General features: G+C 65.6%; 30 protein-coding genes. 7 read left to right on the forward strand and 23 right to left on the reverse strand.

The features are described 5' to 3' along the window. Positions 1-14: 14 nt before the first annotated feature. The 4 genes from CDV49_RS01590 to mgtE form a co-directional block, all read right to left on the reverse strand. The gene (locus tag CDV49_RS01590) at positions 15-1,052 is read right to left on the reverse strand and encodes an endonuclease/exonuclease/phosphatase family protein (protein ID WP_088213822.1); all 1,038 of its coding nucleotides are present in this window, start codon (positions 1,050-1,052) and stop codon (positions 15-17) included. An 8-nt stretch (positions 1,053-1,060) separates the two neighbouring features. Beyond that, the gene (locus tag CDV49_RS01595; protein WP_088213823.1) at positions 1,061-1,747 is read right to left on the reverse strand and encodes a molecular chaperone DjiA; all 687 of its coding nucleotides are present in this window, start codon (positions 1,745-1,747) and stop codon (positions 1,061-1,063) included. 147 nt (positions 1,748-1,894) lie between these two features. Next, positions 1,895-2,434: a 5-formyltetrahydrofolate cyclo-ligase gene (locus CDV49_RS01600; RefSeq protein ID WP_373447778.1), complete on the reverse strand. Its 540-nt coding sequence runs from the start codon at positions 2,432-2,434 to the stop codon at positions 1,895-1,897. 11 nt (positions 2,435-2,445) lie between these two features. After that, positions 2,446-3,822 (reverse strand): magnesium transporter, encoded by a 1,377-nt coding sequence (mgtE, locus tag CDV49_RS01605; protein WP_088213825.1) that lies wholly within the window; start codon positions 3,820-3,822, stop codon positions 2,446-2,448. Positions 3,823-4,039: 217 nt separating this feature from the next. Here mgtE and guaD point away from each other — a divergent pair, with 217 nt between their 5' ends. Continuing rightward, a complete protein-coding gene (gene guaD, locus CDV49_RS01610; RefSeq protein ID WP_088213826.1) occupies positions 4,040-5,323 on the forward strand; it encodes a guanine deaminase in 1,284 nt (427 codons plus the stop codon). On the opposite strand, the gene CDV49_RS01615 is transcribed toward guaD, so the two are convergent. Next, positions 5,320-5,868, reverse strand: coding sequence for a hypothetical protein (locus tag CDV49_RS01615; RefSeq protein ID WP_143413106.1), 549 nt, complete (start codon positions 5,866-5,868; stop codon positions 5,320-5,322). The two genes, guaD and CDV49_RS01615, sit on opposite strands and share 4 nt — an antisense overlap. Before the next feature lie 671 nt (positions 5,869-6,539). On the opposite strand from CDV49_RS01615, the gene CDV49_RS01620 reads away from it, so the two are divergent. Genes CDV49_RS01620 through CDV49_RS01630 form a run of 3 tightly spaced genes read left to right on the forward strand, consistent with a single transcriptional unit; the run spans position 6,540 to position 8,817 of the window. Next, positions 6,540-7,148: an anthranilate synthase component II gene (locus CDV49_RS01620; protein ID WP_088213828.1), complete on the forward strand. Its 609-nt coding sequence runs from the start codon at positions 6,540-6,542 to the stop codon at positions 7,146-7,148. Beyond that, positions 7,145-8,161, forward strand: coding sequence for an anthranilate phosphoribosyltransferase (gene trpD, locus CDV49_RS01625; RefSeq protein WP_088213829.1), 1,017 nt, complete (start codon positions 7,145-7,147; stop codon positions 8,159-8,161). The genes CDV49_RS01620 and trpD overlap by 4 nt, the downstream gene beginning before the upstream one ends. After that, the gene (locus tag CDV49_RS01630; RefSeq protein WP_088213830.1) at positions 8,158-8,817 is read left to right on the forward strand and encodes a uracil-DNA glycosylase; all 660 of its coding nucleotides are present in this window, start codon (positions 8,158-8,160) and stop codon (positions 8,815-8,817) included. The genes trpD and CDV49_RS01630 overlap by 4 nt, the downstream gene beginning before the upstream one ends. Positions 8,818-8,892: 75 nt before the next feature. Here CDV49_RS01630 and CDV49_RS01635 read toward each other — a convergent pair whose 3' ends face one another. From CDV49_RS01635 to nth, 3 genes are all read right to left on the reverse strand, one after another. Continuing rightward, positions 8,893-9,882, reverse strand: a complete 990-nt coding sequence (locus CDV49_RS01635) for an adenosine kinase (protein ID WP_088213831.1) — start codon at positions 9,880-9,882, stop codon at positions 8,893-8,895. 66 nt (positions 9,883-9,948) lie between these two features. Further along, complete coding sequence (locus CDV49_RS01640; protein WP_088213832.1) at positions 9,949-10,575, reverse strand: glutathione S-transferase family protein; 627 nt, start codon at positions 10,573-10,575, stop codon at positions 9,949-9,951. A 42-nt stretch (positions 10,576-10,617) separates the two neighbouring features. Then, the gene (gene nth / locus CDV49_RS01645; RefSeq protein ID WP_088213833.1) at positions 10,618-11,295 is read right to left on the reverse strand and encodes an endonuclease III; all 678 of its coding nucleotides are present in this window, start codon (positions 11,293-11,295) and stop codon (positions 10,618-10,620) included. Between the two features lie 111 nt (positions 11,296-11,406). Here nth and CDV49_RS01650 point away from each other — a divergent pair, with 111 nt between their 5' ends. Together CDV49_RS01650 and CDV49_RS01655 are read left to right on the forward strand one after the other, a co-directional pair. After that, on the forward strand, positions 11,407-12,249 hold the full coding sequence (locus CDV49_RS01650) for a methylated-DNA--[protein]-cysteine S-methyltransferase (protein WP_088213834.1): 843 nt from the start codon (positions 11,407-11,409) through the stop codon (positions 12,247-12,249). Positions 12,250-12,364: 115 nt separating this feature from the next. Further along, complete coding sequence (locus tag CDV49_RS01655; protein WP_088213835.1) at positions 12,365-13,009, forward strand: OmpA family protein; 645 nt, start codon at positions 12,365-12,367, stop codon at positions 13,007-13,009. Positions 13,010-13,090: 81 nt separating this feature from the next. Here CDV49_RS01655 and CDV49_RS01660 read toward each other — a convergent pair whose 3' ends face one another. The 5 genes from CDV49_RS01660 to CDV49_RS01680 form a co-directional block, all read right to left on the reverse strand. Then, entirely contained in the window at positions 13,091-13,654 is a 564-nt protein-coding gene (locus CDV49_RS01660; RefSeq protein WP_088213836.1) for a F0F1 ATP synthase subunit B family protein, read from the reverse strand. A gap of 5 nt (positions 13,655-13,659) precedes the next feature. Then, complete coding sequence (locus CDV49_RS01665; protein WP_256947195.1) at positions 13,660-14,181, reverse strand: F0F1 ATP synthase subunit B'; 522 nt, start codon at positions 14,179-14,181, stop codon at positions 13,660-13,662. Positions 14,182-14,252: 71 nt separating this feature from the next. After that, positions 14,253-14,489: a F0F1 ATP synthase subunit C gene (locus CDV49_RS01670; RefSeq protein ID WP_035706080.1), complete on the reverse strand. Its 237-nt coding sequence runs from the start codon at positions 14,487-14,489 to the stop codon at positions 14,253-14,255. Between the two features lie 49 nt (positions 14,490-14,538). Beyond that, positions 14,539-15,249: a F0F1 ATP synthase subunit A gene (locus tag CDV49_RS01675; protein ID WP_088213934.1), complete on the reverse strand. Its 711-nt coding sequence runs from the start codon at positions 15,247-15,249 to the stop codon at positions 14,539-14,541. A gap of 40 nt (positions 15,250-15,289) precedes the next feature. Then, a complete protein-coding gene (locus CDV49_RS01680; protein WP_035740992.1) occupies positions 15,290-15,625 on the reverse strand; it encodes an AtpZ/AtpI family protein in 336 nt (111 codons plus the stop codon). Positions 15,626-15,848: 223 nt separating this feature from the next. Here CDV49_RS01680 and CDV49_RS01685 point away from each other — a divergent pair, with 223 nt between their 5' ends. Continuing rightward, positions 15,849-16,196, forward strand: coding sequence for an ArsR/SmtB family transcription factor (locus tag CDV49_RS01685; protein ID WP_088213837.1), 348 nt, complete (start codon positions 15,849-15,851; stop codon positions 16,194-16,196). On the opposite strand, the gene nusB is transcribed toward CDV49_RS01685, so the two are convergent. The 10 genes from nusB to rpoD all read right to left on the reverse strand — a co-directional run bounded on the left by nusB (position 16,193) and on the right by rpoD (position 25,095). Continuing rightward, the gene (gene nusB / locus CDV49_RS01690; RefSeq protein WP_088213838.1) at positions 16,193-16,660 is read right to left on the reverse strand and encodes a transcription antitermination factor NusB; all 468 of its coding nucleotides are present in this window, start codon (positions 16,658-16,660) and stop codon (positions 16,193-16,195) included. The two genes, CDV49_RS01685 and nusB, sit on opposite strands and share 4 nt — an antisense overlap. Continuing rightward, a complete protein-coding gene (locus tag CDV49_RS01695; RefSeq protein WP_088213839.1) occupies positions 16,657-17,169 on the reverse strand; it encodes a 6,7-dimethyl-8-ribityllumazine synthase in 513 nt (170 codons plus the stop codon). The genes nusB and CDV49_RS01695 overlap by 4 nt, the downstream gene beginning before the upstream one ends. 4 nt (positions 17,170-17,173) lie before the next feature. Further along, on the reverse strand, positions 17,174-18,274 hold the full coding sequence (ribB, locus tag CDV49_RS01700; RefSeq protein ID WP_088213935.1) for a 3,4-dihydroxy-2-butanone-4-phosphate synthase: 1,101 nt from the start codon (positions 18,272-18,274) through the stop codon (positions 17,174-17,176). Next, entirely contained in the window at positions 18,274-18,879 is a 606-nt protein-coding gene (locus tag CDV49_RS01705) for a riboflavin synthase (protein ID WP_088213840.1), read from the reverse strand. The genes ribB and CDV49_RS01705 overlap by 1 nt, the downstream gene beginning before the upstream one ends. Positions 18,880-18,951: 72 nt before the next feature. Continuing rightward, positions 18,952-20,064, reverse strand: a complete 1,113-nt coding sequence (ribD, locus tag CDV49_RS01710; protein WP_256947196.1) for a bifunctional diaminohydroxyphosphoribosylaminopyrimidine deaminase/5-amino-6-(5-phosphoribosylamino)uracil reductase RibD — start codon at positions 20,062-20,064, stop codon at positions 18,952-18,954. Further along, entirely contained in the window at positions 20,061-20,528 is a 468-nt protein-coding gene (nrdR, locus tag CDV49_RS01715) for a transcriptional regulator NrdR (RefSeq protein WP_035706100.1), read from the reverse strand. Before nrdR ends, ribD begins: the two co-directional genes overlap by 4 nt. Before the next feature lie 119 nt (positions 20,529-20,647). Further along, positions 20,648-21,055, reverse strand: coding sequence for a secondary thiamine-phosphate synthase enzyme YjbQ (locus tag CDV49_RS01720; RefSeq protein WP_088213841.1), 408 nt, complete (start codon positions 21,053-21,055; stop codon positions 20,648-20,650). After that, on the reverse strand, positions 21,055-22,548 hold the full coding sequence (rmuC, locus tag CDV49_RS01725; protein WP_088213842.1) for a DNA recombination protein RmuC: 1,494 nt from the start codon (positions 22,546-22,548) through the stop codon (positions 21,055-21,057). The genes CDV49_RS01720 and rmuC overlap by 1 nt, the downstream gene beginning before the upstream one ends. A gap of 63 nt (positions 22,549-22,611) precedes the next feature. Beyond that, entirely contained in the window at positions 22,612-22,998 is a 387-nt protein-coding gene (locus tag CDV49_RS01730; RefSeq protein WP_088213843.1) for a hypothetical protein, read from the reverse strand. Positions 22,999-23,097: 99 nt separating this feature from the next. Beyond that, a complete protein-coding gene (gene rpoD, locus CDV49_RS01735; RefSeq protein WP_088213844.1) occupies positions 23,098-25,095 on the reverse strand; it encodes an RNA polymerase sigma factor RpoD in 1,998 nt (665 codons plus the stop codon). Positions 25,096-25,099: the final 4 nt, after the last annotated feature.

Here is a 25,099-nt window from a genome sequence, read left to right on the forward strand (position 1 = left end):
ACCCGTCCCGCGCCTCAGAGCGGCAGGTCGATCGAAACCGGGAAGTGGTCGGAGGCGGTGAGCAGCGCCTCCCGCAGCACCGGATCGCCATAACAGGCGGGGTCGTCGAACGGATGCCAGATCCGCCAGCGCGGTTGCAGGGCGCGGAGGTCCGGCGATACCATGATGTAATCCAGCAGTGCCGACAGGTAGTGGCCGCTCCCCTCGTCAGGCAGCCAGAAGCGTGCGCTCGCAGGCTGCGCTGCGATCCGCTGGGCAAGCGCGCGCCGGGCATTGGCATCATAGAGCCGCTCCGGTTTCGGCGCGTTCCAGCCCATGACGATCTCGACCGCAGAGCGGCCGAAGAGCTTCTCGTATTCGTCCAGCCCTGGCCCGTCGTTGAAATCCCCCATAACCATGAGCGAGTCGCCTCGCGCAAGGTGCGCGAGCACCCGCTCCCGCAGCCAGATGGCCTGCGCGAGCTGCTTGCGCCGGTTCTGGATCGACAGGCGCATCACCTCATCCTCGTCCACCGCGCCATGCGGGGCTTTGGACTTGATATGCACGCCGATCATGCGAAAGGCGCGCCCCGATGCCGATACCGCCGCCACCTCCAGCGGCGGTTTACTGAAGGTGACGACATCCTCCATCCCGTCGATGTCGAGGTCGATGCGGTAGGTTCCGTCGAACCGCGGCAAAGGATGGCTCCCCCGCCGCCCGGTGAAAGTTCCCATCGGATCGTGCCGCGCCGTCAGCCGCGCCGGATCATAAAGCAGCGCGATCTCCTGCTGCGTGTCATTCCTGAATCCCAGCAGTGCGGTAGTGGTCCGCAGCCCGAATCGCGCGGCAAAACTCTCCAAAGCCACATGCGTGGCGCGATGGCGGGAATCGTCGGGGGCCTCGATGACCATGATAGCATCCGCATCCACCGCGCGGAATACCGTGCCCAGGGCCGTGATCTGTGCGGCGCGCCGCACGCCGTGGCGCCCGGACCAGCCGTCGTCCTCCAGGAGCCGGCCCGCATCATCGAACAGGGAGTTGAACCATTCGACATTATAGGTGGCGATCCGCATGGGCCGGGTCAGGCCGCGCGCTCGCGCCCGATGGTCTCCCAGGCGCGGTTGATGGCGACAAGACGCCGCTCCGCCAGCCGCACCGCCTCCTGCGGCACGCCCCTTGCCTGCATCCGGTCGGGATGCGAGTCGCGCACCGCGCTGCGCCACGCGTTGCGCACCTCCTTCATCGGTGCATCGGGCGAAACGCCCAGCACCTCGTAGGGGTCTGGCTCGGTATCGGGAACATGGCGCGCGCGTAGTGACCGGTAACAGCGGTCGGAGAGCCCGAAGATCTCCGCCACGTCCTTCAGGAACGCCTCTTCCATCTCGTGAAAGCCGCCGTCGGCCACTGCAATTCGGAACAGCCCGTCCATCAGGTCGATGAGCACCGGATCGCTCTCCGCCCGGAACATGCCGGCGATCTTGCGGGCATAAGCCTCGTAGCCCGCCACATCCTGCCGGGCGAGGTTATAGACGCGGGCAGCGTTCGGTTCCTCCTCCTCCGGGATGTGGAACACCTCGCGAAAGGCGGCGACTTCGCTCCGCGTGACCTCGCCATCGGCCTTTGCCATCTTGGCGCCCAGCGCGATCACGGCGATGGTGAAGGCGACGGAGCGTTCGGGCGGCGCGCGCAGCCGTTCGAACACGGCGGAGAGGCTCTCCCCCTGTGCAAGCGCGGACAGCGCATCCCTTATGCGGCTCCAGATCGACATAAGCGGATCATAGCGTCTGCCGCGCTGGAGCGCACACCGTTTTTAACGCGCGCGGCGCATCCTCCCCGGCCGAGGAACGCCCGTGCCCGCGTGCAAGGATGACGCCGGGGGTCGCGGGGGGCGTCCCCCGCGCCGCCGGATGGTTGATCACCGTCTCCGGATCGTCTCGCGCTCGGTCACGACGGCATCCAGCGGCGCATCTGTATCCTCCACAGGCACAACCGGCACCTCCTGCACCGCGAAGGCAAAGCCGATAGCACGCACGGGGTGCAGTGCGCGGAGCATGGCGAGCGTCCTGTCATAGAACCCGCCGCCATATCCCAGCCGCATGCAGCCCCGGTCAAAGGCGAGCAGCGGCACGACCAGATACCTGGGCTGCACCCATTCTCCCCGTTCGGGGTGGCTTGTGCCGAAGGGGCCGGGGGCAAGCGGCGCGCCTTCCTCCCAGAGCCGGAAGCGCAGCGGCTGGCCCCTGCCCTCCACGACCGGCAGGCAAACAGGCCATCCGCTCAGTGCGGGAAGGGGGTCGATCTCGCTTCCGATGGGCAGATAGGCGGCGATGGGGTGGCCATCGGGAGGGCCTATCTCTGCCCTGAGCCGCTCCGCCGCGCGCAGGCCCAGCCCCCTGTCCGCGCCGTCCCGGCGCTGCCGCGCCAGTTGCCGCGCCGCGGACTTCACGCGCGCGATCTCCCCCCCGCTCACAGCAGCACCGCCGAGGCCAGCGCGAGAAAGGAGAAGAACCCCACCGCATCCGTCGTCATGGTGACAAAGGTGCCCGACGCCAGCGCCGGATCCAGCCCCAGCCGGTTGAGTGTGAGCGGGATCAGCGTCCCCGCGATGGCCGCGACGATCAGGTTGATGACCATGGCCGCCGCGATCACCCCGCCGAGCAACGCCGATCCATAACCCAGCCACCCGACAGAGGCCATGAGCGTGGCAAAGATGATCCCGTTCGTCATGCCGACCATCAGCTCCCGTCGCACGACGCGCCAGGCGTTGGAGGAGGTGAGGTCTTTCGTGGCGAGCGAGCGGACGGCGATGGTCAGTGTCTGCGTCCCCGTGTTCCCCCCCATGGAGGCGATGATCGGCATGATCGCGGCCAGCGCCACGATCTGGGCGATGGCTCCCTCGAAATGTCCGATCACCAGTGCCGACAGGTTCGTCGCGATGAGATTGACGAAAAGCCAGGGGAACCGCAGGCGCACGGTTTCCAGCACCCCGTCCGACAGGCTTTCGTCGCCCACCCCGCCCAGAAGCAGGATGTCCTCTTCGGCCTCGTCCTCAAGCACGCTCATCGCGTCGTCGATGGTAATGACGCCGACCAGCCGCCCGTCGGCATCCACCACCGGCGCGGAGATGAGGTGGTACTGGTTGAAGGCATAGGCCACATCCTCCTGGCTCTGGGTGGCGGGGATTGTCCGGTAACTGTCCTCCGTGATCTCGGAGAGCTTCCTGTCCCTGCGGGAGGAGAGCATCTTGCCCAGGGCCACATAGCCCGTGGGCCGGTGACGCGGATCGATCAGCACGACGTGATAGAACTGGTCCGGCAGCCATTCCTCGTTCCGCAGGAAGTCGATGGCATGCCCCACCGTCCAGTCCTCGGGCGCGGTCACCACCTCCCGCTGCATGAGACGGCCCGCCGTGTACTCGGGATAGGAGAGCGCCTGCTCCACCGCCACCCTGTCGGCATCGTCCAGCGCATCGAGAACCTGGCGCTGCTGCGGCTCCTCCAGATCCTCGATGATGTCCACGACATCGTCGGAATCGAGTTCCCGGACGGCATTGGCCAGCACGTCCTGCGGCAGCGCCTCGATGACTTCTTCCCGGACGCCCTCTCCCAGTTCGGAGAGAATGTCGCCGTCGATCCCGCCCGGCCAGAGCCGGATCAGCGCCCGCCGCTCGCCGGGGCCGATCTGCTCCAGAAGGTCGGCGATGTCGGCGGCGTGCAGAGGCTCCATGAGCGCATCGAGCAGCGGCGCATCCTCCGCCTCCACCGCCTCGACAATGGCCTCCACGCGATCTGGATCCAGCGCATGGGCATCTTCCTCGCGCCGGGAGGTTTCGGGCTCGGTCATGGCGACTCCGTGGCTGGCTGGCTGGACTCGCGGCGGACCTTAACGGCAACCGCCGCTGCGGAACAGGGGCGGCGGCGCAGGAAATCAACACGCTGCCGGGAGCGCGACGGGCGAGAGCACCCTGCACCCCGCCGCACACCCCTACCCGGTCCCGCGACGCATTTACCCAGCACGGCCGCCGTCATAGGGTGGCCCCGACCGAAGCAGGGAGACGAACATGCAGACGCTGATCGCGGGACAGGTGATGACCTTTGACGGGGATCCGTTCCGCGACGGGCCGGAAGCCGTTCGCATCGACAGCCATGGGGCGGTTCTGGTGGAAAACGGCCGCATCGCCGCCGTCGGTCCGCGCGAACGTCTTGCGCGGGAGGCACCGCAGGCACAGATCATCGACCACGGCGAGGCCCTGATCTCTCCCGGCTTCGTCGATGCCCACGTACACTACCCCCAGACGGCCATCATCGCGAGCTGGGGAAAACGGCTCATCGACTGGTTGAACAGCTATACCTTCCCGGAGGAGATGCGGTTCTCCGATCCGGCCTATGCCCGCCGGATCGCGGAGCGGTATTTCGACCTCACGCTTTCCAACGGGACCACCACCGTCTGCAGCTACGCCACCATCCACCCCGAAAGCGTGGACGCCTTCTTCGAGGCGGCGGAGGCGCGTAGTCTCCGGGCCCTCACCGGCAAGGTCTGCATGGACAGGAACGCGCCGGACGGGCTGCGGGATACGCCCCAATCCGCCTATGACGATTCAAAGCGGCTGCTGGAGAAGTGGCATGGGCGCGGGCGGCTGTCCTATGTCATCACGCCGCGTTTCTCGCCCACCTCCACCCCGGAGCAGTTGCACATGGTCGGGCAGCTCTGGAAGGAACACCCGGACTGCCTGATGCAGACACATCTGTCCGAGCAGACCGATGAGATCGACTGGGTGAAGGCGCTGCATCCGCAGGCACGCGATTATCTCGACACCTATGAAACGCAGGGCCTGCTGGGAGAGCGCGCCATCTACGGCCATGCGATCCACCTTACCGCGCGGGAGCGCTCACGCCTGCTGGAGGTCGGTGCGAGCCTTGTGCACTGTCCCACGTCCAACACATTCATCGGGTCCGGCCTGTTCGACATGGCGGGGCTGAAGGCTGAAGGGCAGCTTGTCGGCCTGGCGACGGATACGGGGGGCGGCTCCTCCTTCTCAATGCTGCGAACCATGGCTGCGGCCTATGAAGTCGGGCAGCTCCGCCATGCGCCCACCCATCCGGCAGCGCTCTGGTGGCTGGCCACCGCAGGCTCCGCGGAAGCGCTGCATCTGGGCGACAGGATCGGGGCGATCCGCGTGGGGATGGAGGCGGACATGATCGCGGTGGATCTCTCCTCCACTCCCGCAATCGCACAACGCTCCGCACGAGCCGAGACTGTCTGGGAGCAGATCTTCGCCACCGTGATGATGGGCGATGATCGCGCCATCCGTGCGGTCTATGTGGCGGGAAAGCCGATCAGCTAGTTCTCAAGCGTCGAGAGCGGCACGACCTCCACATCGGAGTGAGAGAGCCAGGCGCCAAGCGCACGGAGATTTTCCTCGGTCGGCTGCAGCAGCAGCACAGCCGAACCGGACTGCGCCGCCCGGTAAAGCGCACGATCCAGCGGCCGGGACACCGGCTCCTCGCTTGCGGATGCGACGAGAGGAAGGGTCAAGGCCCCGCCATCCTGACGGAGCAGGTGCCCGCCCTCTCCGTCCAGACGCAGCCGGGCCGTGGCTCCGGCCAGCGGTGTGGGCTCCTCTTCCCGTTCCACCGCCACCAGTTCCACTCCCGCAGCCGCGAAACGAGCAGCGTCCCCGGAGTTGCGGGGATCAAGCGCAATGCTCACCGGAAACGACACCGCGCCGATGCGCTCTGCCAGGTCAGGCACTTCGGGATCATCGAGCAGCAGGATTGCGAGCCGCGGGCCGTGAGCCTCCGGCGTCTGGGCTGGCCGCGGCTCGACCGGGATCGGCTCCACCGCAGAGGCTTCCTCCGGGGCGGGCGGCGCGGCGGGGGGAACGGCCATGTCCTGCGCGGGCGCGTCGCTGCCCGCTGCGGGCACAGAGGGAGCGGGCTGAATTTCCGCCGGGGGTTCGGTTTCGGGCGGCGGCGGGGGCTCAAATGGCGGAGGCTCCGGCGCAGGTTCCGCCGCAGGAGCTGTTGTCGCCGGTGCCGCGGGTGGCGTTGCTTCCTCGCCGTTCCGGTTGGCTGAACTCTGCCCGGCGGCTGTCTGCCCGGCTGGTGTCTGGTCGGCTGGGGTCCGGCCGTCCCGCGTCTCTCCGCCGGGCGTCTCCGCAGCAGATATCTCTCCGGCGGGTATCTCTCCGGTGGGAGCCTGCGGTGCAGGAGCTTCCGGCGGGGGCGGCGGGGTCTCCTCCGCGCCGGCGGAGTCGGAACTTACCCGCGGCAGCGGCACCGCGGGGGCGGCATCCTGACGTGGGATGGAAAGGACCGAAACACCGGCGGCAACGATCACACCGACCGCCATTCCTGACAGTACTCCTTTCAACAACCCGTTCGCCACTCGTCCACTCCCCGCAAAACAGTTCCCGCAGCCCCCGGAGGCCTTGACCCGGACGCTGCGACCTGAACATCTATAGCCGCCGTCCGGCGCGGGTTCACCCCCAAAGGCACTCGGGCGACGGGCCGGTGGACCGGTCACGAACAAGCGCCAGACATACGACGGAGGGCCGCGCCATGCTCCTGCTGATCGACAACTACGACAGCTTCACCTATAACCTCGTGCACTATCTGGGCGAACTCGGCGCGGATGTCGTCGTGCGGCGCAACGATGCCCTGAACGTGCAGGAGGCCATGGCGATGAACCCCGCCGCCATCCTGCTTTCCCCCGGACCCTGCGACCCTGCACAGGCGGGCATCTGCCTCGCTCTCACGGAAGCGGCGGCAGAAACCCGGACGCCGCTCTTCGGCGTGTGCCTTGGCCATCAGGCCATCGGTCAGGCCTTCGGGGGACGTGTCGTCCGCGCGGGAGAGATCGTGCATGGCAAGATGGGCCGGATCGAACATGCGGGTGCAGGTGTCTTCGCGGGCCTTCCCACGCCCTTCGAGGCCACCCGCTACCATTCGCTGATCGTGGAACGGGAGACGTTGCCCGACAGTCTCGAAGTGACGGCATGGCTGGCTGACGGGACCATCATGGGGCTGAAGCACCGCGACCTGCCGATCGAGGGGGTCCAGTTCCACCCGGAAAGCATCGCCTCCCAGCATGGCCACCGGATGCTGGCGACCTTCCTGGAAGGCGCAGGGATTGCAACCCGCCCGCTCTCCACGGGAGAGGCGGCATGAGCGACCGCGTCCGCCCGCTGATCGGTCTTGCGGCGGAACGGCCGCTCACCCGCACGGAGGCGGAGACCGCCTTCGCCGCCTTCTTTGAGGGCGAGGCCACGCCGTCGCAGATGGGCGGCCTGCTAATGGCGCTCCGCACGCGGGGCGAGACGGTGGAGGAGTATGCCGCCGCCGCCAGCGCCATGCGCGCCCGCTGCAACGCTGTCCGCGCACCCGAAGGCGCGATAGACATCGTAGGCACAGGGGGCGACGGCAAGGGCACGCTCAACATCTCCACCGCCGCTGCCTTTGTCGCGGCTGGAGCGGGGGTGATCGTGGCCAAACACGGGAACCGCAACCTCTCCTCCAAATCCGGCTCCGCCGATGCGCTGGGGGAACTGGGCATCAACGTGATGGTCGGCCCCCCCGTCGTGGAGCGGGCGCTCGCGGAGATCGGCATCGGGTTCATGATGGCGGCGATCCATCACCCCGCCATGCGGCACGTGATGGCCACGCGGACGGAACTGGGCACCCGCACGATCTTCAACATCCTGGGCCCGATCACCAATCCCGCCGGGGTGCGCCGTCAGCTCACCGGCACCTATGCCGCGCATCTCAACCGCCCGGTGGCCGAGACGCTGGCAGCCCTTGGATCGGACCGCGCGTGGATCGTCCACGGGGGCGACGGTACGGATGAGATCTCCATCGCCGGGCCCACGCAGCTCGCCGAACTGAAAGACGGTCAGGTGACGGAGCGGGAGATCCACCCGGAGGAAGCGGGCCTCCCCGTCCATCCTTTCGAGCAGATCCTCGGCGGAACCCCGGCGGAGAATGCCGCCGCGCTCCGTGCGCTTCTGGATGGTGCGGAGGGCGCCTATCGCGACGCGGTCCTGCTGAATGCCGCGGCGGCGCTCGTCGTGGCGGGACGCGTCGCGACGCTGAAGGATGGCGTGCAGCTTGCCCGCGAGAGCATCGACAGCGGCGCCGCCCGCGACAAGGTGCACCGCCTTGCCGCGTTGACGCAGGCCGCATGACGTTTCAGACCGCGACGCCGCCCGCCGCCTGGGCCGACCTGCCGTTCTTCGGCCAGGACTGGCCGGATGTCCGCGCCCGGCTCGTCGCCGATCCGCGCAGTCTCCAGCCCGGACCGGAGGCGGTGTTCCGGGCGCTCGATCTCTGTCCACCGGAAAAGGCGCGCGTGGTGATCCTTGGCCAGGATCCCTACCCGACCGCGGGAAATGCCGATGGACTGGCCTTTTCGGTCCCACCCGGCAGGCCGCTCCCCGCCTCGCTCCGCAATATCTACCGCGAGATGGCCGATGATATCGGCTGCACGCCGCCTGACGGCGATCTCGGTCGCTGGGCGGCGCAGGGCGTGCTGCTTCTCAACACCGCCCTCACTGTTCCCGTTGGAGAGGCGAACGGCCATGCGCGGCTGGGCTGGGCACCCCTCGTGGCGGAAGTGCTGGCGCGCGCGGCGGCGCTCCGGCCTCTCGTGTTCATCCTCTGGGGCGGGCCCGCACAGAAGCTGGCGGCAAGGACGGTGGACCTCTCCCGCCATCATGTCATCGCCTCACCCCACCCTTCGCCGCTCTCTTCCTACCGAGGCTTCTTCGGCTCGCGTCCTTTCAGCCGGACGAATGACTGGCTAACGGCAAGGGGAGAGACGCCGATCGACTGGTGCCGCTGACGGATCGGGGGGCTCCGGGGGCGCTGCCCACCGGACAGGGGGCGCGGGGGAGCGTGCTCCCCCGCCTCCACCCGCTCAGACCAGCCCATTCCGCGCGAACAGGGCGCGCAGATCCTGCTCCGGGCGCGCCCCGATATGCGAGATGACCTCCGCCGCAGCCAGACAGCCCATCCGGCCGCAGATTTCCGGCTCATAACCCTCCGACAGCCCCCAGAGGAAGGCGCCAGCAAACAGATCTCCCGCGCCGGTCGCATCCACGATCGCGGTTTTTACCGCCGGAACATGCCAGTGCTGACCGCCCTGCATCACATGGGCGCCGTTCTCCGAATCCGTCACCACGGCGATCTCCAGCTCTGCCGCCGCCGCGGCCATCGCCTCCTCGAACGTGCCGCCATACATGGAGACGATCTCCGCCCGGTTGGCAAAGAGCAGGTCCAGATCCTCCCGGATCATCTGCCGGAAGGCATCGCGGTGACGATCCACGCAGAACGGGTCCGACAGGGTCAGAGACACGCGGCCCCCCGCCCCTTTCGTCGCCCGGATCGCCTTGGCGAAGGCTTCCATGCTCTCCGGCCCATCGAAACGGTAGCCTTCCAGATAGATCCAGTCCGCCGCCGCCATCTGGCCTTGGTCGATATCAGCAGGCGTTAGGAATTCCGACATGCCAAGGTATGTGTTCATCGACCGCTCGCCATCCGGCGTCACCAGCACGATGCAGCGGCCCGTCTCCTGCAGAGAACCGGCGGGGGCGAGCGGCGTGTCGTAATCGGCACCCTGCGCCCGCAGATCGTGGGCGAAGATCGCGCCGAGCTGGTCATCCCGCACCTTGCCGACATAGGCCGTCCGCCCGCCCAGCCCGGCGATGCCGGCGACCGTATTGGCCGCCGATCCGCCCGATATCTCCCGCGAGGGCCCGATATGGCCATAAAGCTCAACCGCGCGATCCATGTCGATGAGCTGCATGATGCCCTTCTGGACGCCATTCCGCTCAAGAAAGGCATCGTCAGTGCGGGACAGCACGTCAACCATGGCATTACCGATGCCGACGACCTGGTATTTCTTCATTCGGGCCTCCGTTGAATTGGCCGGACCCTCCGATTTTCACCGTCGGAACGGAAGCCCAAAAGCGCCTCAGGGGGCTTTCGCCTCCGCCTGAAACTTGACGGCACGCTGCACGGCGGGATCTGCGGCCAGCCGGTCATAAAGCGCCAGGACATTCGTATAGGCGTCAAGCCCGTCGGGCAGCTTGGCCCGCGCCCAGCGGATCATCGGAAAGGCATAGGCATCCGCGACCGACCGGGGTCCGAGGATCCATTCTTTCCCTTCAAGCTGCGCGTCCAGCAGCCGGAGATTCTTCCGCACCAGCCCGACACCCGCTTCGACAACCTTCGCTTTCGCGCCATCGCTCTGGTCGGCGGTGTAGCGGTCGGGCATGAAGACGGGATAGAACGCGGGATGCAGATCGCCCGTGAGGAAGCAGATCCAGCGTTCGAGCTCCGCCTGACCGCGCGCGCCGTTTTCTCCGCCCAGACCGGACTCGGGATGCTTCATCAGCAGGTAGCGCAGGATCGCGCCTGCCTGGGTCAGCACCCAGCCATCGTCCTCCTTCAGCACCGGCACGGCACCGGAAGCATTCATCGCCAGCAGTTCCGCCGAACCGGCAGGGGCAACGACCGCGTCATAAGGCGCACCGATCCATTCAAGCGCGATATGCGGGCCAAGCGCACAGGTGCCGTTGCGGAAATAGAGAGTGGTCATGGAATCCTCCTTGCGAACAGGGCGGCACGTAGCGCTTTCGGCTCAAGGATCAATCGGAGCGGACATCTTGCCGCCCGCGAGCGTCTTTTCTTCGTAGAGGCAGATGTCCCGGATCAGGCAGACGGGGCAAAGGGGCGCACGTGCCTTGCAGGTGTAGCGCCCGTGCAGGATCAGCCAGTGATGCGCATGGCGCTGGAATTCAACGGGCACGTTGTCCTCGATCGCCCGCTCCACCACTTCCACATTGCGCCCGACGGCGATGCCGCTCCGGTTGCCGACGCGGAAGATATGGGTGTCCACCGCCTGTGCGGGGAAGCCGAACCACGTGTTCAGCACCACATTTGCCGTCTTCCGCCCCACCCCCGGCAGCGTCTCCAAGGCCGCGCGCGAGGACGGCACCTCTCCCCCGAAATGCTCCTGCAGCAGTGCGGAGAGTTTCAGCACGTTCCTGGCCTTGTTGCGGTAAAGGCCGATGGTGCGGATGTGAGAGATGATGCCCTCCTCGCCCAGGGCCAGCATCTTCGCGGGTGCATCGGCCACTTCGAACAGGCCCTTCGTGGCCTTGTTGACACCGACATCCGTCGCCTGCGCGGAAAGGGCCACCGCGACCAGCAGCGTGAAGGCGTTGGTGTAGTTCAGCTCCCCCACAGGCTCGGGCTCCCGCTCCTCGAACCGGCGGAAGATCTCCTTCATGTCGCTGTAGTCGAGCTGTCTGACCATGCTCCTCGCCTACTTCCCCGCGGGCAGCACGACAACCCCCCTCAGCATTCCGCAGGATCCGGGTCGCGAAAGCGCGGTTGCGGGCTTATGTTGCGGGCAAGGAGAAACGCCATGTCCAACGATATCTCGCCCGCCAGCTATCACTATGCGCTCATCGCCCGCGCGCTGGACATCATCGACCGCGAAGGGGAAGTGCCGCTTGAGACGCTGGCCGCGCAACTGGGCCTGTCTCCCGCGCATTTCCAGCGCACCTTCTCCCGTTGGGTTGGCGTCTCGCCCAAGCGGTATCAACAGTATCTGGCGCTCGGCCATGCACGCCGGCTGCTGGCGGAGCGGTTCACGGTGCTGGACACCGCGCTCGCCAGCGGCCTTTCGGGGCCGTCGCGCCTGCATGACCTGTTCATGAGCTGGGAAGCCATGTCCCCCGGCGATTACGCCAAAGGGGGCGCGGGGTTGACCATCCGCCACGCCTTTGCCGCGAGCCCCTTCGGCGACACGCTTGTCATGGCGACGGAGCGCGGCCTTTGCGGGCTGGCCTTTGCAGAGGAAACCGGGCGTGAAGCGGCGATGGCCGACATGACGTCACGTTGGCCCCGGGCGACCTTTCAGGCCGATGAAAGCGTGGCAGCCCTGCTCTCCCCCGCCTTTGGTGGCGAAGGTGAAACCCGGCTCCATCTGATCGGGGCGCCTTTCCAGATCAAGGTGTGGGAGGCATTGATGCAGATCCCCACCGGTCACGTGACGACATATGGTGAGATCGCGCGCGCCATTGGTTCTCCCAAGGCCAACCGTGCCGTAGGGGCAGCAGTGGGCCGCAATCCGATCAGTTGGATCATCCCCTGCCACCGGGCGATCTCCTCCACCGGGCGGCTGACCGGCTATCATTGGGGGCTTCCGGTCAAACGCGCCATGCTGGCGTGGGAATCCGCGCGTCTTGACGCGGCAATCAGCTGAAAGCGTTCGCATTTTCGTGAAATGTCTTGCCTGAGTTGCCGCATCGGGAGCGGCGGTGCTATAGCCCGTGTGCCCGTGATCTCGGGCAAAGAAAAAGCACAGGGCGAGGCGGGACATGCACGCAAAAACCTATCTCATCACCGCGATGCTCGGGGCCTTCGCGCTCTCCGGCTGCGCGACGGGCGATGGCAGCAACTCCGGGGCGCAGACCGGCGCCATTCTGGGCGCGCTTGGCGGCGCCGCTATCGGCTCCACAAGCAAGTCGCACAACAAATGGGTTACGTCCGCTGTCGGCGGTGCGATCGGTGCAGGCATCGGCGGGGCGCTCGGCTCCACGCTGGACGCACAGGCCGCTGACCTGCGGCGCGACGTCAACAACCCCAATATCGGCATCGTCAACACCGGCAACGAACTCGTTGTGACGCTGCCGGAAGCGATTACCTTCGCCACGGACAGCGCGACGGTAAGCATACAGACCCAGCGCGACATTTCTGCTGTCGCCAACAACCTTCTCCAGTATCCCAACAGCACCATCGTCGTGACCGGACATACCGATTCCACCGGAACGGCGGCGCATAATCAGGACCTGTCCCAGCGCCGCGCACAATCGGTCGCCAATGTGCTGACCGCCAATGGTGTTCCCGCCTACCGCATCAGCACCGTCGGGCGCGCTTCGACCCAGCCCATCGCCAGCAACGCGACCGTAGAGGGCCGTGCTCAGAACCGTCGTGTGGAAATCACCATCCGCCCGAATGGGTGAACCGGCGCGGTAGCTCATCCGATGTCCAGACGGAAAAAGCCCGGCAATGCTGCCGGGCTTTTTCCGTCTGGACAGACGCCTTCAGTGAAGGCGCTTTTCCACTTCGCCAAGGGAGCGGTCGATCATCTCGTTCCCCTCATCCCTGGTCATCTGCTTGGCAATGACTTCGCCTGCGGCGGCGACTGCGATAGCCACAGCCTCGTCACGCACCTTGCGTACGGCTTCGGCTTCCGCCACACCGATCTGCCCTTCGGCAGTCTGCAGCCGCCGAACGACAGCGCGTTCGAGATCGACCTTGGCTTGCGCGGCGGCAGCCTCGGCCTCCTTCTTCGCGTTCGCGACGATCTGCTGTGCCTGATCCTGAACCTCGCGCTGGCGCCGCTCATAGGAAGCGAGGATTTTCTGCGCCTCCTCACGAAGCGCCTTGGCTTCTTCCAGCTCGCTCTTGATCGTGACTGCCCGCTTGTCGAGCAGGCCCATGATCTTGCCAGGCACACCGAACCACAGCAGGATGGCGACAAAGACCAGCGCGCCTAGCATCACCGTGAAGTTCGTATTGTGGAAGGTGAAGAACCCGTTCGCCGACGCAGCGAGCGCTGGGGTCGCAACCGTCAGCGCCACGGCGGTGGTCGTTATGATTCGCATGACCCTCACCCTTTCACCCGCTGATCGACTGCCTTCACCAGCGCGTCGTCGCCGGCACGACCGCCCAGAGCGGTCACGATGGCGCGCGCGGTCTCATGCGCGACTTCACGTACACTTTCCGCAGCACCGGCGCGGATATCCGCAATCCGCGCTTCGGATTCGGCAGTCCGGGCCGCGATTTCCGCATCTGCATGCGCGATCGCCGCATCGAGGTCCTTCTGGATCTCGGCACGGGCCGCCTCGGCGATGCGGCCAGATTCTGTCCGCGCGTCGGCGAGCGCCTTGGTGTAGGACTCCTCCGCCGCTTTCGCCTTCAGCTTGAGTTCTTCCGCCTGGGCGATGTCGTTGGCAATAGTCCCGTTACGCTCGGACAGCACGCCGGAGATCCGGGGCAGCGCGATGCGCGTCAGGATGAAGTAAATCGCGCCAAGCGCGATAAGGAGCCAGAAGATCTGGTTTGGCCAGACCGAGAAGTCGAGCTGCGGCATACCCGCCGCGGCGACCGCCTCCTCCTGTGCGTAATCCATGTCGCGTCCCCCGAAAGCCTGAAGCGGGCGGCGCCAGGCACCGCCCTACTGTCGTTCGTCGATCCGTCGGATCAGACGGCGAACATCAGGAGGAGGGCGATCAGGAACGAGAAGATGCCCAGAGCTTCGGCGAAGGCGATGCCGACGAACAGGTTCGCCGTTTGGCCCGGAGCAGCGGACGGGTTCCGCAGCGCGCCTTCGAGGAATTTGCCGGCGATGTTACCGACGCCGAGGCCAGCGCCCGCGAGGCCGATGGCCGCGAGGCCAGCGCCGAGGTATTTGCCCATGAGAGCGAGTTCGCCTTCCATGTCGTATCTCCTTGATGGGAATGGCTGGGATAAGTTGATCCGACCGGGGTCAGTGGTGGGCGTCGCCCACCGCGTCCTTCAGATAGACGCAGGTCAGAATGGTGAAGACGTAGGCCTGCACAACGGCCACGAGCACTTCCAGCCCGTAGATCGCGGTGACAGCGAGAATGGAAACCGGCGCGATGGCCAGAACGGTGGCGAAACCGGCGAACACCTTGATGACGGCGTGGCCCGCCATGAGGTTGCCGCCAAGCCGGATGGAGTGGCTGACCGGACGCACGAAGTAGGAGATCACCTCGATCACGGCAAGGATCGGCCGCAGCGCCAGCGGCGCCGAGGTCACCCAGAACATCTTGAGAAATCCCGGACCCTTGCGGATGAAACCGATGATCGTGACCCCCAAGAACACCAGCAGCGCCAGCGTCACCGTCACGGCAAGGGAGGAGGTCGTGGTGAAGGAACCAGGGATCAGGCCCAGCAGGTTCGCGAACAGGATGAACAGGAAGAAGGTAAGCACCCAGGGGAAATACTTCACCCCCTCATGCCCCGTCACTTCTTCCACCATGTTGTAGATGAAGCCATAGATCAGCTCTGCGACGGACTGGCTGCGCGACGGGATGATCCCGCGACGACGGGTGCCGAGCACCAGCACCGCGAAAATGGCCAGAACGGCGAGAGCGAGCCACAGCGTCACATTGGTGATCGTGTACCAGTGAACCTCGCCGCCGCCGAACAGCGGCTTGACGACGAACTGATCCATCGGGTGGATCGCAAAGGGGCTCGAGCTTTCGTGTTCCAAGTCAGTTTCCCTCGTCGTCGCGGCTGGCAGGCGCCTGCCCGGTCTTGGCGTTCAATTCGGCAGCGGTGCCGAGCATCGTCTTTACCCCGGCCACAAGACCGAGAAGAGTGAAGATCACCAGCAGGATCGGCAGCGTCCCGAACAGATAGTCGAGCCCGTAGCCAATACCGAAGCCGATCAGCAGACCGGAGACCATCTCGATCACCATCCGCCAGGCAACTTCGCCCTGGGTGAAACCACCCTGTTCCTTGCGTGCGACGGGGGCCTTGTCCCGCTTCATTCGGGAGAGCCGTTCTTCGAGCTGGCGCAGCCGCTCCTGATCCGGTTCTTCCGTCATTCCCGCACCTTCCGGAAAGTTGCGGCGAAACTAGGGGGAGCTTGCGCTCAAGTCAAGCTGACATATTAATTTAGAAATGCGATGTAATATACTGTTATTATTTGATTTATTATCATTAATACTTTCGGCCTATAGCCGTGTGCGACATGTTGGCGCCCGCAGCTTGCGCGTGTTATTCAACCGACAGGTTGACCGTCAGGTGCCTTCCGGCCTATGGCGGCGCATGGACAGTCGATTGGACCTGGTGTTTTCGGCCCTTGCGGACCCCACGCGGCGCGCGATCCTTGCGCTGCTGCTGGAAGATGACATGGCCGTCAGCGATGTGGCGCAACCTTTCGACATCTCGCTCGCGGCGATCTCCAAGCACCTCGCGATCCTCGCAGGAGCAGGTCTCATCACGCAGGAGAAGCGCGGCCGGATCAACTGGTGCAAACTCGACCCGGACGCCTTGCGCGAAGCCTCCGTCTGGATGCAGGGCTTCGGGCAATTTGAGCCGGTGGAACTCGACGCCTTCGAGCGGTTTCTCGAAGTCGAGTTGCGGGCGGGGAGCGAAGACGCCCCCTCCCCCTAGAACGCTTCGGGCCGGGCCTCGCGGGCCATATGGTCAAGCACGGCGTTGACGAACTTCGGCTCCCGGCCATCCGGGAAGAAGGCATGCGCCACATCGACATATTCGGTGATGACGACACGCGGAGGCGTATCGGTGGCGGCAAGCTCCGCCCCCGCCGCGCGGAACAACGCGCGGATCACCGGGTCGATCCGGTCGATGGGCCATTTGGCGACCAGCGCACGGTCCGTCATCTGGTCGATCCTGGCCTGCCAGGTCACCGCGCCTTCCACCACCTTGCGGAAGTGATCGACATCGCCCTCGGTCAGCGCCGTTCCCTCGTCGATCTCGGCGCCGAAACGCCATGTCTCGAACTCGCGCATTACCTTGTCCACAGTGGTGCCGGAGGCCTCCATCTGGAACAGGGCCTGCACGGCGTAAAGCCGCGCAGCCGACCGCATCTGCCGTTTGTTGGGAGCGCTGGTCATTCGCCAGCCTTCCGCACGAAACCGACTTCACGGGGCACGCGCTTCAGCGAGCGTGTGAGCGCGACCAGATGCAGCGCCGCAGCCGCCGCCCCGCCCCCCTTGTCCTGGCCATCCGGGTCGGCGCGGACCACCGCCTGGTCGCGGTTCTCAACCGTCAGGATACCGTTGCCGAGACAGGCGCCGCCAAGGCCAAGTTGCATCAGACCGCGGGAGCTGTCGTTGCACACGGTCTCATAATGCGTGGTCTCCCCCCGGATCACGCAGCCGAGCGCGACATAGCCGTCATAGTCCGACTGCCGGAGCGCAATGCCGATGGCGAGCGGAATCTCAAGTGCGCCGGGCACTTCAACCAGCTCCCACGTCGCGCCGGACTTCTCCAGCATCGCCTTTGCCCCCGCGACAAGCGCGTCGGCGATATCCTTGTAGTAGGGCGCCACGACGATCAGAACCTTCGGGGCTGTGTCGAAAGCCGGAACCGGCGGCGAGTAATGCGTTTCGGCCGAGGCCATGGTTTCACTCCTTGGGGATCGGCCGGGTGCCCTCGATGGACAGACCGTAACCGTCAAGGCCGACGACGCGCGGTGTCGGCGAATTGGACAGCAGGATGATCTTGGACAGACCGAGCGACGCGAGGATCTGCGCCCCCACCCCGTAATGCCGCAGCGTATGGGGTGCGGCCTCCTCCTGCGTGGAGAGTTTCATGGAGGTATCGCGGATCAGCACCATCAGACCCCGCCCTTCCGACGCGATCAGGCGCATCGCCGCGGCCAGATTGCCCGATGCCCCGCCGATGCCGAGCGCATCCTCCAGCGGGTCCAGCGTGTGAACCCGCACGAGAAGCGGCTCCGCCAGGCCGATATTGCCCTTGGAAAGCACGATATGCTCCGCCGCCTGCGTCTCATCGGAATAGAGCCGCATGAGCCAGTCGCCGCCATAGGCAGAGGTGACCTTCTTCACCGCAACCTCATGCACGAGGTTGTCGTAGCGACGGCGATAGGCGATCAGGTCGGAAATCGTGCCGATCTTGATCCCATGTTTCTGTGCGAAGGCGACGAGATCGGGCAACCGCGCCATCGTCCCGTCCTCGTTCATGATCTCGCAGATCACGCCCGAGGGGTTGAGACCGGCCAGCCGCGCGATATCCACTGCCGCTTCGGTGTGGCCGGCGCGGACGAGCACGCCGCCCTCTCGCGCGCGAAGCGGAAAGACATGGCCCGGCGTGCCGATATCGCTCGCGCCCTTGGTGGGGTCGATCGCGACCGAGACGGTACGCGCGCGGTCATGCGCAGAGATCCCGGTCGTCACGCCTTCGCGCGCCTCGATGGACACGGTGAAGGCCGTTTCGTGCCGGGTGGAGTTGTTGGCCGACATGAGCGGCAGCTTCAGCGCGTCGATCCGGTCTCCGGTCAGGGCAAGGCAGATCAGCCCGCGCCCGTAGGTCGCCATGAAGTTGATCGCGGAGGGCGTGGCCATCTGGGCCGGAATGACCAGATCGCCTTCGTTTTCACGGTCTTCATGGTCAACAAGAATGAACATCCTGCCGTTCCGGGCATCGTCGATGATCTCCTCGATGGAGGAAACGGCGTCGGAATAGACAGAGGGGGTATGGTCGATCACGGCTTGCTCCATTCCCGCAGGCGGGCGACATAGCGCGCCAGCGTATCGATCTCGATATTGACGACCTGGCCCACGGCGAGCTTGCCCCAGGTCGTCACCTGTTTGGTATGCGGGATGAGGTTCACCCCGAAGTCCGGTCCGTTGACCTCATTCACCGTCAGCGAAATGCCATCGAGCGCAATGGAGCCTTTGGGTGCAATAAAAGGGGCGAGAAGCTCCGGCGCCTTGAGGGTCACGCGGGTGCTGTCTCCCTCATGACGCATCTCCATGATCTCTGCGATGCCATCGACATGGCCGGAGACGATATGCCCGCCCAGTTCATCACCCACGCGGAGCGCGCGTTCCAGATTGACCGGCCGGCCAGCGACCCACGCACCAAGCGCGCTGGCGGCAATCGTCTCCGCCGAGATATCGACCTCGAACCAGCCGGAAGTGTCGGAATGCCCGGTTTCCACGACCGTCAGACAGACGCCGTCACAGGCGATTGATGCCCCGAGGTCGATCTGGTCCACGTCGTAACGCGTGGAGATCCGCGCGCGCAGATCGCCCCGCTGCTCCAGCGCCAGCACTTCTCCGATATCGGTGACGATCCCCGTGAACATGGCCGGTTCCTTTCGCGCCTACCCCTAGCTCCACTGGGCGTGAAGGGCAAGACGGAGCAAGGCGGCGATGCTTCAGACCGCCTCCCACTGGGTCAGCATGTCAGCACCGATCGCCCGGCTTTCCCGCAGGCTGAACCGCGGCGCATCCGCCAGTCGGTCGAGCAGCAGCGGCCCCACGGCGGCGTGACCGTCCGCCCCTATCGCGCGACCGGCTGTAAACATGGCCAGATCGTCCACGACCGCCGCGCGGAGCAGGGAAGCCGCAAGCATCCCTCCCCCCTCGCAGAACACCCGCGTCAGGCCCTGCGCGCCAAGGGCTGCGAACATGGCACGCGCGTCCAGCCCACCCGTCGCGTCCGCGGGCACCGGCAGCAGGCGCGCACCCGCCTTCTCCCAGAAGCGTCGCGCCGCGGCAGGGGCACGCGCGGCATCGAAGAGCAGCCAGACCGGCGGCCCCTCCACCGCCGTGCGCGCAAGCTGGCCGTCGACCGGCAGGTCCAGCGCCGCAGCGGCCACCACGCGGACGGGGGAAGGCATATCGCCCAGATCGCGCACCGTCAGCCCGGGATCATCCGCCCGCGCGGTTCCCCCCCCGATCAGCACGGCATCATGGCGTGCCCGCATGAGATGCACGTAGCGCCGGGCCTCCGCGCCGGTGATCCAGCGGCTTTCCCCTGTTGCCGTCGCGATACGGCCGTCGAGCGTTGTCGCAAGCTTGAGCGTAAGCATGGGACGCCCTTTCCGCACACGGCTCAGGAACCCCCGGTGAGACCGTTCCGCCATATCCGGCAAGGCATTGGCAAACACCGCCAGCCCCGCCTCCGCCAGCATTCGGTGCCCCCGCCCCGCAACGCGAGGATCGGGATCCTCAAGCGCGCTCACCACCCGCGCGATACCGGCGGCAATCAGCGCCTCCGCACAGGGGGGTGTCTTCCCGTGATGCGAGCAGGGTTCGAGGCTGACATATGCGGTGGCCCCCCTCGCGGCATCGCCAGCATCGCGAAGCGCCATGACCTCCGCATGGGGCCTGCCACCGGGCTGGGTCCAGCCGCGCCCGACGATGCGTCCGTCCCGCACGATCACGCAGCCCACCGCCGGGTTCGGCCACACGCATCCCCATCCGCGTTCGCCGAGCGCGATGGCCATGGTCAGATAGCGGGCGTCGCTGTCGCTGAGCCTGCTCACTCTTCTGCCGGACTGGTGGGACGAAGCTCCGACACGAACTTGTCGAAATCGTCCGCAGCCTGGAAATTCTTGTAAACACTGGCAAAACGCACGTAGGAGACGGTATCGATGCGGGCCAGGGTCTCCATCACGATCTCGCCGATCACCTTTGAGGGGATGTCCGTATCGCCAAGGCTTTCCAGCCGCCGCACGATGCCCGAGATCATCTGGTCGATGCGTTCAGGATTGATCGGCCGCTTCTGCATGGCGATGCGGATGGAGCGTTCCAGCTTGCCCCGGTCGAAATCCTCCCGCCGCCCGGAGGATTTGATGACGACCAGATCGCGAAGCTGCACCCGTTCATAAGTGGTGAACCGCCCACCGCAGGCCGGGCAGAACCGGCGTCGACGGATCGAGACATGATCCTCAGCAGGCCGGGAATCCTTGACCTGCGTATCTATGTTTCCGCAGAACGGGCAGCGCATCCGCCTTCCCCTTGTCGCATTTCATGACTTATCCACAGTGACTATAGGAACACTCCCACCCCTTGGGTAGTGCCCATTTCAGCCCCCAGATGTTGGGTGACGGCTGTGGCTGGCCTGCGTCACATGAAATGCAGCGCGATCTTCCGGGAATGCGGGGCTGCACGGTGCTCCATGAGGTAGATCCCCTGCCAGGTTCCGAGCAGCATACGCCCCTGTGATACGGGAATGGAGAGCGAAACGGGCAACACGGCCGCCTTGATATGGGCGGGCATGTCGTCCGGCCCCTCAGCGCGGTGAACCAGATAATCCATGCGGGGGTCGTCGGCATCCGGGACAAACCGCGCAAAAAAGGCCGCGAGATCCCGTTGCACATCCGGGTCGGCATTTTCCTGAATCAGCAGGGAGCAGGACGTATGCCGGACAAAGAGCGTCAGAAGGCCGTCCTGCGCAGGCAGCAGCTCCGCCACCCTCCCGGTGATCTCGTACATCCCCCGTCCGCGCGTCATGATACCCAGCTCGGCCAACATCACTCGGCCGCGTGACTGGGAAGGAGCGGCGTGTCCTCCTCCTCATCGAAGTCGAGCGCCATGCTGCGGTTGCTGCGCGCGCCCAGCTTCTTGAGCTTGTCCACCTGCCCAAGCACGTTTCCGCTGCCCCGCGAAAGCTTGGAGACAGCCGCTTCATGTGCCGAAGCCGCGCGCCCTAGATGCGTGCTCACCGAAGCGAGGTCGTCCACGAAACCCGCCACCTTGTCGTAAAGAAGCCCGGCGCGGCGGGCGATTTCCTCGGCATTCTTCTCCCGCCTGTCCACCGTCCAGACATGCTCGATCGTGCGGAGGGCGACCATCAGGGTCGTCGGCGTCATCAGACCGATCCCACGCGCCAAGGCATAGGACGTCAGATCGCCCTGCTCGCGCAGCGCCTCCGACAGCGCGCCCTCTATCGGCACGAACATCAATACGTAATCGACGGCCTCGGCATCCGTGCCCGCGTAGTCCTTGGCACCCAACCGGTCGATATGCGAGCGGATTGCGGCGACATGGTCCCGGATGTGCAGCACGCGCTCTTCCGGGCTTCCGGCGTTCACGGCGGCCTCATAGGCGACCAGCGAAACCTTGGAGTCGATGATGACGACTTTACCGCGCGGCATCCGCACGATCACGTCCGGCCGGAACGTCTTGCCCGCATCGTCGCGACGGACGGCCTGCACCTCATAGTGAATGTCGCGTTCCAGCCCGGATTCCTCCAGAATCCGTTCCAGAATCATCTCCCCCCAGGCACCCTGCCGCTGCTTGTCCCCCTTCAGCGCACGGGTGAGGGCGACGGCCTCCTGACTGATCTCCTCGGACCGGCGGTGAAGCAGCGAGATCTGTTCGCCGAGCCGTGCCCGCTCCAGATCGGCTGCGCGATGAACGTTGCGCAGTTCCTCCTCGAACCGGACGACATGCTCGCGGAACGGGTTCAGGAGCGCGGTGAGCCGGTCCGTCTGCGCCTTGGAGAAATCGGCATTCTGGCGGCGCAGGGTTTCATCCGACATGTCGCGGAACCGCGTGGTCATCTCCTCGCGCAGCTCCTTCAGGAGCGCTATCTCACGCGCGGCGGCTTCCCTGTCCTTTTCCATGGCCATTTCGCGACCGCGCGCCTCGACCCGAAGCCTCTCTCCCTCGCGCCGCGCCAGTTCGAGGGCCGACTGGACCTGCCCCGCCTCCTGCCGGAGGGCGCCCAGCCGGTCGCGAAGACCCGCTACCGTCTCCTCCAGCCGCTCGGCGCGGACATGCGCCTCCGTCGCGCGCTCCTCGGACCGGGCAAGGGTCGCAGTGCGCTCCGCAAGCTTGTCCTCCCGCTCCGCAAGGCGGGTGCGAAGCTCCCGCATCTCCCGTTCGGAAGCATCGGACGCGTCAGCGGCATCGCGCCTCATCCGGCGGGCGCGCAGCAGCCCCAAAAACAAGATCAGGGAGAGCAGACCAAGGCCACCCAGCAGATATTGTATGTCCTGCGGTAGGCTCTCCAAGGGCGTCATGAGTGTCTCCGATTAGGGTTCACCCATTGTTCCGCTCTCAGCCGGGTCGTGCAAGCGAAAATTTCAGTCCCGATCTTCCGACGGATTCCAGCAGAACTGCTCCGCAAAGCTACGGTTGAAGGAGCCGTCCTGCCGTCCGCCAAGGGTAATGACGCCGGTTCTCCCGCCGCTGTCCTCCGGCGACAGGGAGAACATCACGCCGCGCCCGCCACGCATCGGAGGGGGTGTGACCCGCCAGATTCGCCCCGCAGCAGGGAGACCTTGACGTCGGGCGAATTGCGCAGCGGCGCACCACAGGTCGGACTCTCCGACCGCCCCTCTCGGCTGAACGATGAACCGGTTCGCATCGACCGGATCCACACGCAATCCGCTCCGTGTGACAGCCGCCGCCGCGGGGCCGGAGAGGAGCGCCGCGAGGGCAGCACCGGAGAGGAGTTTTATCAGCGTCATGAAGAGCCTCCTTCTTCCCGCAAACATATAGGGCGCATTCCCGCGGAGGGGAATGCGCCCAGAGATCAATCCGACCGTCTGCCGAGGACGACGAAGGGTTTACTGGTCGAGGAACGAGCGGAGCTTGCGGCTGCGGCTGGGATGCTTGAGCTTCCGAAGCGCCTTGGCCTCGATCTGCCGGATCCGCTCGCGGGTAACGGAGAACTGCTGACCCACCTCCTCCAGCGTGTGATCGGTGTTCATGCCGATGCCGAAACGCATCCGCAGAACCCGCTCCTCCCGCGGGGTGAGGGAGGCCAAAACCCGCGTCGTCGTCTCCTTCAGGTTTTCCTGAATGGCGCTGTCGAGCGGCAGGACGGCGTTCTTGTCCTCGATGAAATCGCCGAGCTGGCTGTCTTCCTCGTCTCCGATCGGGGTTTCGAGAGAGATCGGCTCCTTGGCGATCTTCATCACCTTGCGGACCTTCTCCAGCGGCATCTGGAGCTTCTCGGCCAGTTCCTCCGGCGTCGGTTCGCGGCCGATCTCATGCAGCATCTGCCGACCGGTGCGGACCAGCTTGTTGATCGTCTCGATCATGTGGACCGGGATACGGATCGTGCGGGCCTGATCGGCGATGGAGCGGGTAATCGCCTGCCGGATCCACCAGGTCGCATAGGTGGAGAACTTGTAGCCGCGCCGATACTCGAACTTGTCCACCGCCTTCATCAGGCCGATGTTGCCTTCCTGAATGAGATCAAGGAATTGCAGACCACGGTTCGTGTATTTCTTCGCGATGGAGATCACGAGCCGGAGGTTCGCCTCCACCATCTCCTTCTTGGCCTGCCGGGCTTCCTTCTCACCCTTCTGTACCTGGGAGACGATGCGGCGGAATTCCTGGATATCGACGCCGACATACTGGCCGACCTGCGCCATTTCGGCCCGCAGCCCTTCCACCTTGGCGCGCGACTTTTCGATCAGCACCTGCCAGCCCCGGCCCTGCTTGCCCGCCATGCGTTCAAGCCAGGTGGGGTCGAGTTCATAGCCGCGATACTCGTCGATGAACTCGCGCCGGTTGATCCGCGCGGCATCGGCCAGCTTCACCATGTTCGAGTCGATCGACATGATCTTGCGGTTGATGCCGTAGAGCTGGTCGATCAGCGCCTCGATCCGGTTGTTGTGCAGATGAAGCGAGTTCACCTGATGGACCATCTGGCTGCGCAGCTTCTGGTAAGCGGTCTCCGCTTCCAGAGAGAAGGTATTGTCCTCGTTCAGCGTGGCCGACATGCGCAGATCCTGCATCTCGGCAAGACGTTCATAATCGGAGGCGATGGCGTCGAGCGTTTCCAGCACGCGCGGCTTCAGCGCGGTCTCCATCGCGGCCAGCGACATGTTGGAGCCGTCTTCATCCTCGTCATCGTCGTCGGACCGCATGATGGGGTTGCCATCGGCGTCCAGCTCCGGCTCTGCGGAGGAAGCGCGGCGGGGGGCGGCATCGGCCCCCGGCTCCATGTCGAGCCCGTCAACCACAGGACCTTCCATGTCGTCGTCATCCATGGAGCGGCCGAAGGTCGCCTCCAGATCGATGACGTCGCGCAACAGGATGTCTTCCGACAGAAGCTCGTCCCGCCAGATGGTGATGGCCTGGAAGGTCAGCGGGCTTTCGCAGAGCCCGGCAATCATCGTGTTGCGACCGGCCTCGATCCGCTTGGCGATGGCGATCTCGCCCTCGCGCGACAGCAGTTCGACAGAGCCCATCTCGCGCAGATACATCCGTACCGGATCGTCGGTACGGTCGAGCGTCTCGGACTGGACACCGGCGATGGCGACTTCACGGGAGCCGGAGGTTTCCACCACCGCTCCGCCCTCGCTCTCCGTTTCCTCGGCTTCATCGTCCTCGATGACGTTGATGCCCATCTCGGACAGCATCGCCATCACATCCTCGATCTGCTCGGAGGAAACCTGCTCAGGGGGCAGGACGGCGTTCAGTTGGTCGTAGGTGATGAACCCCCGCTCGCGCGCATCCGCGATCATTTTCTTGACCGCGGTCTGGCTCATGTCGAGCGTGATTTCAGCATCCTGATCGTCCGTCTTGCCGTCGTCGGTTTCCTTGATGGCCATGCGC

The sequence above is a fragment of the Haematobacter genomosp. 1 genome, assembly GCF_002196855.1.
In the GTDB taxonomy this organism is placed as follows: Bacteria; Pseudomonadota; Alphaproteobacteria; order Rhodobacterales; family Rhodobacteraceae; genus Haematobacter.

Coding starts and splice junctions, on each gene's coding strand:
- CDV49_RS01590 (WP_088213822.1), bottom strand. CDS start 1,052: ATGCGGATCGCCACCTATAATGTCGAATGGTTCAACTCCCTGTTCGAT.
- CDV49_RS01655 (WP_088213835.1), top strand. CDS start 12,365: ATGCACGCAAAAACCTATCTCATCACCGCGATGCTCGGGGCCTTCGCG.
- CDV49_RS01730 (WP_088213843.1), bottom strand. CDS start 22,998: ATGACGCTGATAAAACTCCTCTCCGGTGCTGCCCTCGCGGCGCTCCTC.
- nth (WP_088213833.1), bottom strand. CDS start 11,295: ATGGTCAGACAGCTCGACTACAGCGACATGAAGGAGATCTTCCGCCGG.
- rpoD (WP_088213844.1), bottom strand. CDS start 25,095: ATGGCCATCAAGGAAACCGACGACGGCAAGACGGACGATCAGGATGCT.
- CDV49_RS01635 (WP_088213831.1), bottom strand. CDS start 9,882: ATGAAGAAATACCAGGTCGTCGGCATCGGTAATGCCATGGTTGACGTG.
- nrdR (WP_035706100.1), bottom strand. CDS start 20,528: ATGCGCTGCCCGTTCTGCGGAAACATAGATACGCAGGTCAAGGATTCC.
- CDV49_RS01705 (WP_088213840.1), bottom strand. CDS start 18,879: ATGTTCACGGGGATCGTCACCGATATCGGAGAAGTGCTGGCGCTGGAG.
- rmuC (WP_088213842.1), bottom strand. CDS start 22,548: ATGACGCCCTTGGAGAGCCTACCGCAGGACATACAATATCTGCTGGGT.
- CDV49_RS01680 (WP_035740992.1), bottom strand. CDS start 15,625: ATGACGGAAGAACCGGATCAGGAGCGGCTGCGCCAGCTCGAAGAACGG.
- CDV49_RS01720 (WP_088213841.1), bottom strand. CDS start 21,055: ATGTTGGCCGAGCTGGGTATCATGACGCGCGGACGGGGGATGTACGAG.
- trpD (WP_088213829.1), top strand. CDS start 7,145: ATGAGCGACCGCGTCCGCCCGCTGATCGGTCTTGCGGCGGAACGGCCG.
- mgtE (WP_088213825.1), bottom strand. CDS start 3,822: ATGACCGAGCCCGAAACCTCCCGGCGCGAGGAAGATGCCCATGCGCTG.
- CDV49_RS01630 (WP_088213830.1), top strand. CDS start 8,158: ATGACGTTTCAGACCGCGACGCCGCCCGCCGCCTGGGCCGACCTGCCG.
- nusB (WP_088213838.1), bottom strand. CDS start 16,660: ATGACCAGCGCTCCCAACAAACGGCAGATGCGGTCGGCTGCGCGGCTT.
- CDV49_RS01650 (WP_088213834.1), top strand. CDS start 11,407: ATGTCCAACGATATCTCGCCCGCCAGCTATCACTATGCGCTCATCGCC.
- CDV49_RS01640 (WP_088213832.1), bottom strand. CDS start 10,575: ATGACCACTCTCTATTTCCGCAACGGCACCTGTGCGCTTGGCCCGCAT.
- CDV49_RS01695 (WP_088213839.1), bottom strand. CDS start 17,169: ATGGCCTCGGCCGAAACGCATTACTCGCCGCCGGTTCCGGCTTTCGAC.
- guaD (WP_088213826.1), top strand. CDS start 4,040: ATGCAGACGCTGATCGCGGGACAGGTGATGACCTTTGACGGGGATCCG.
- CDV49_RS01685 (WP_088213837.1), top strand. CDS start 15,849: ATGGACAGTCGATTGGACCTGGTGTTTTCGGCCCTTGCGGACCCCACG.
- CDV49_RS01595 (WP_088213823.1), bottom strand. CDS start 1,747: ATGTCGATCTGGAGCCGCATAAGGGATGCGCTGTCCGCGCTTGCACAG.
- CDV49_RS01620 (WP_088213828.1), top strand. CDS start 6,540: ATGCTCCTGCTGATCGACAACTACGACAGCTTCACCTATAACCTCGTG.
- CDV49_RS01675 (WP_088213934.1), bottom strand. CDS start 15,249: ATGGATCAGTTCGTCGTCAAGCCGCTGTTCGGCGGCGGCGAGGTTCAC.
- CDV49_RS01670 (WP_035706080.1), bottom strand. CDS start 14,489: ATGGAAGGCGAACTCGCTCTCATGGGCAAATACCTCGGCGCTGGCCTC.
- CDV49_RS01615 (WP_143413106.1), bottom strand. CDS start 5,868: ATGGCCGTTCCCCCCGCCGCGCCGCCCGCCCCGGAGGAAGCCTCTGCG.
- CDV49_RS01665 (WP_256947195.1), bottom strand. CDS start 14,181: ATGGATTACGCACAGGAGGAGGCGGTCGCCGCGGCGGGTATGCCGCAG.
- CDV49_RS01660 (WP_088213836.1), bottom strand. CDS start 13,654: ATGCGAATCATAACGACCACCGCCGTGGCGCTGACGGTTGCGACCCCA.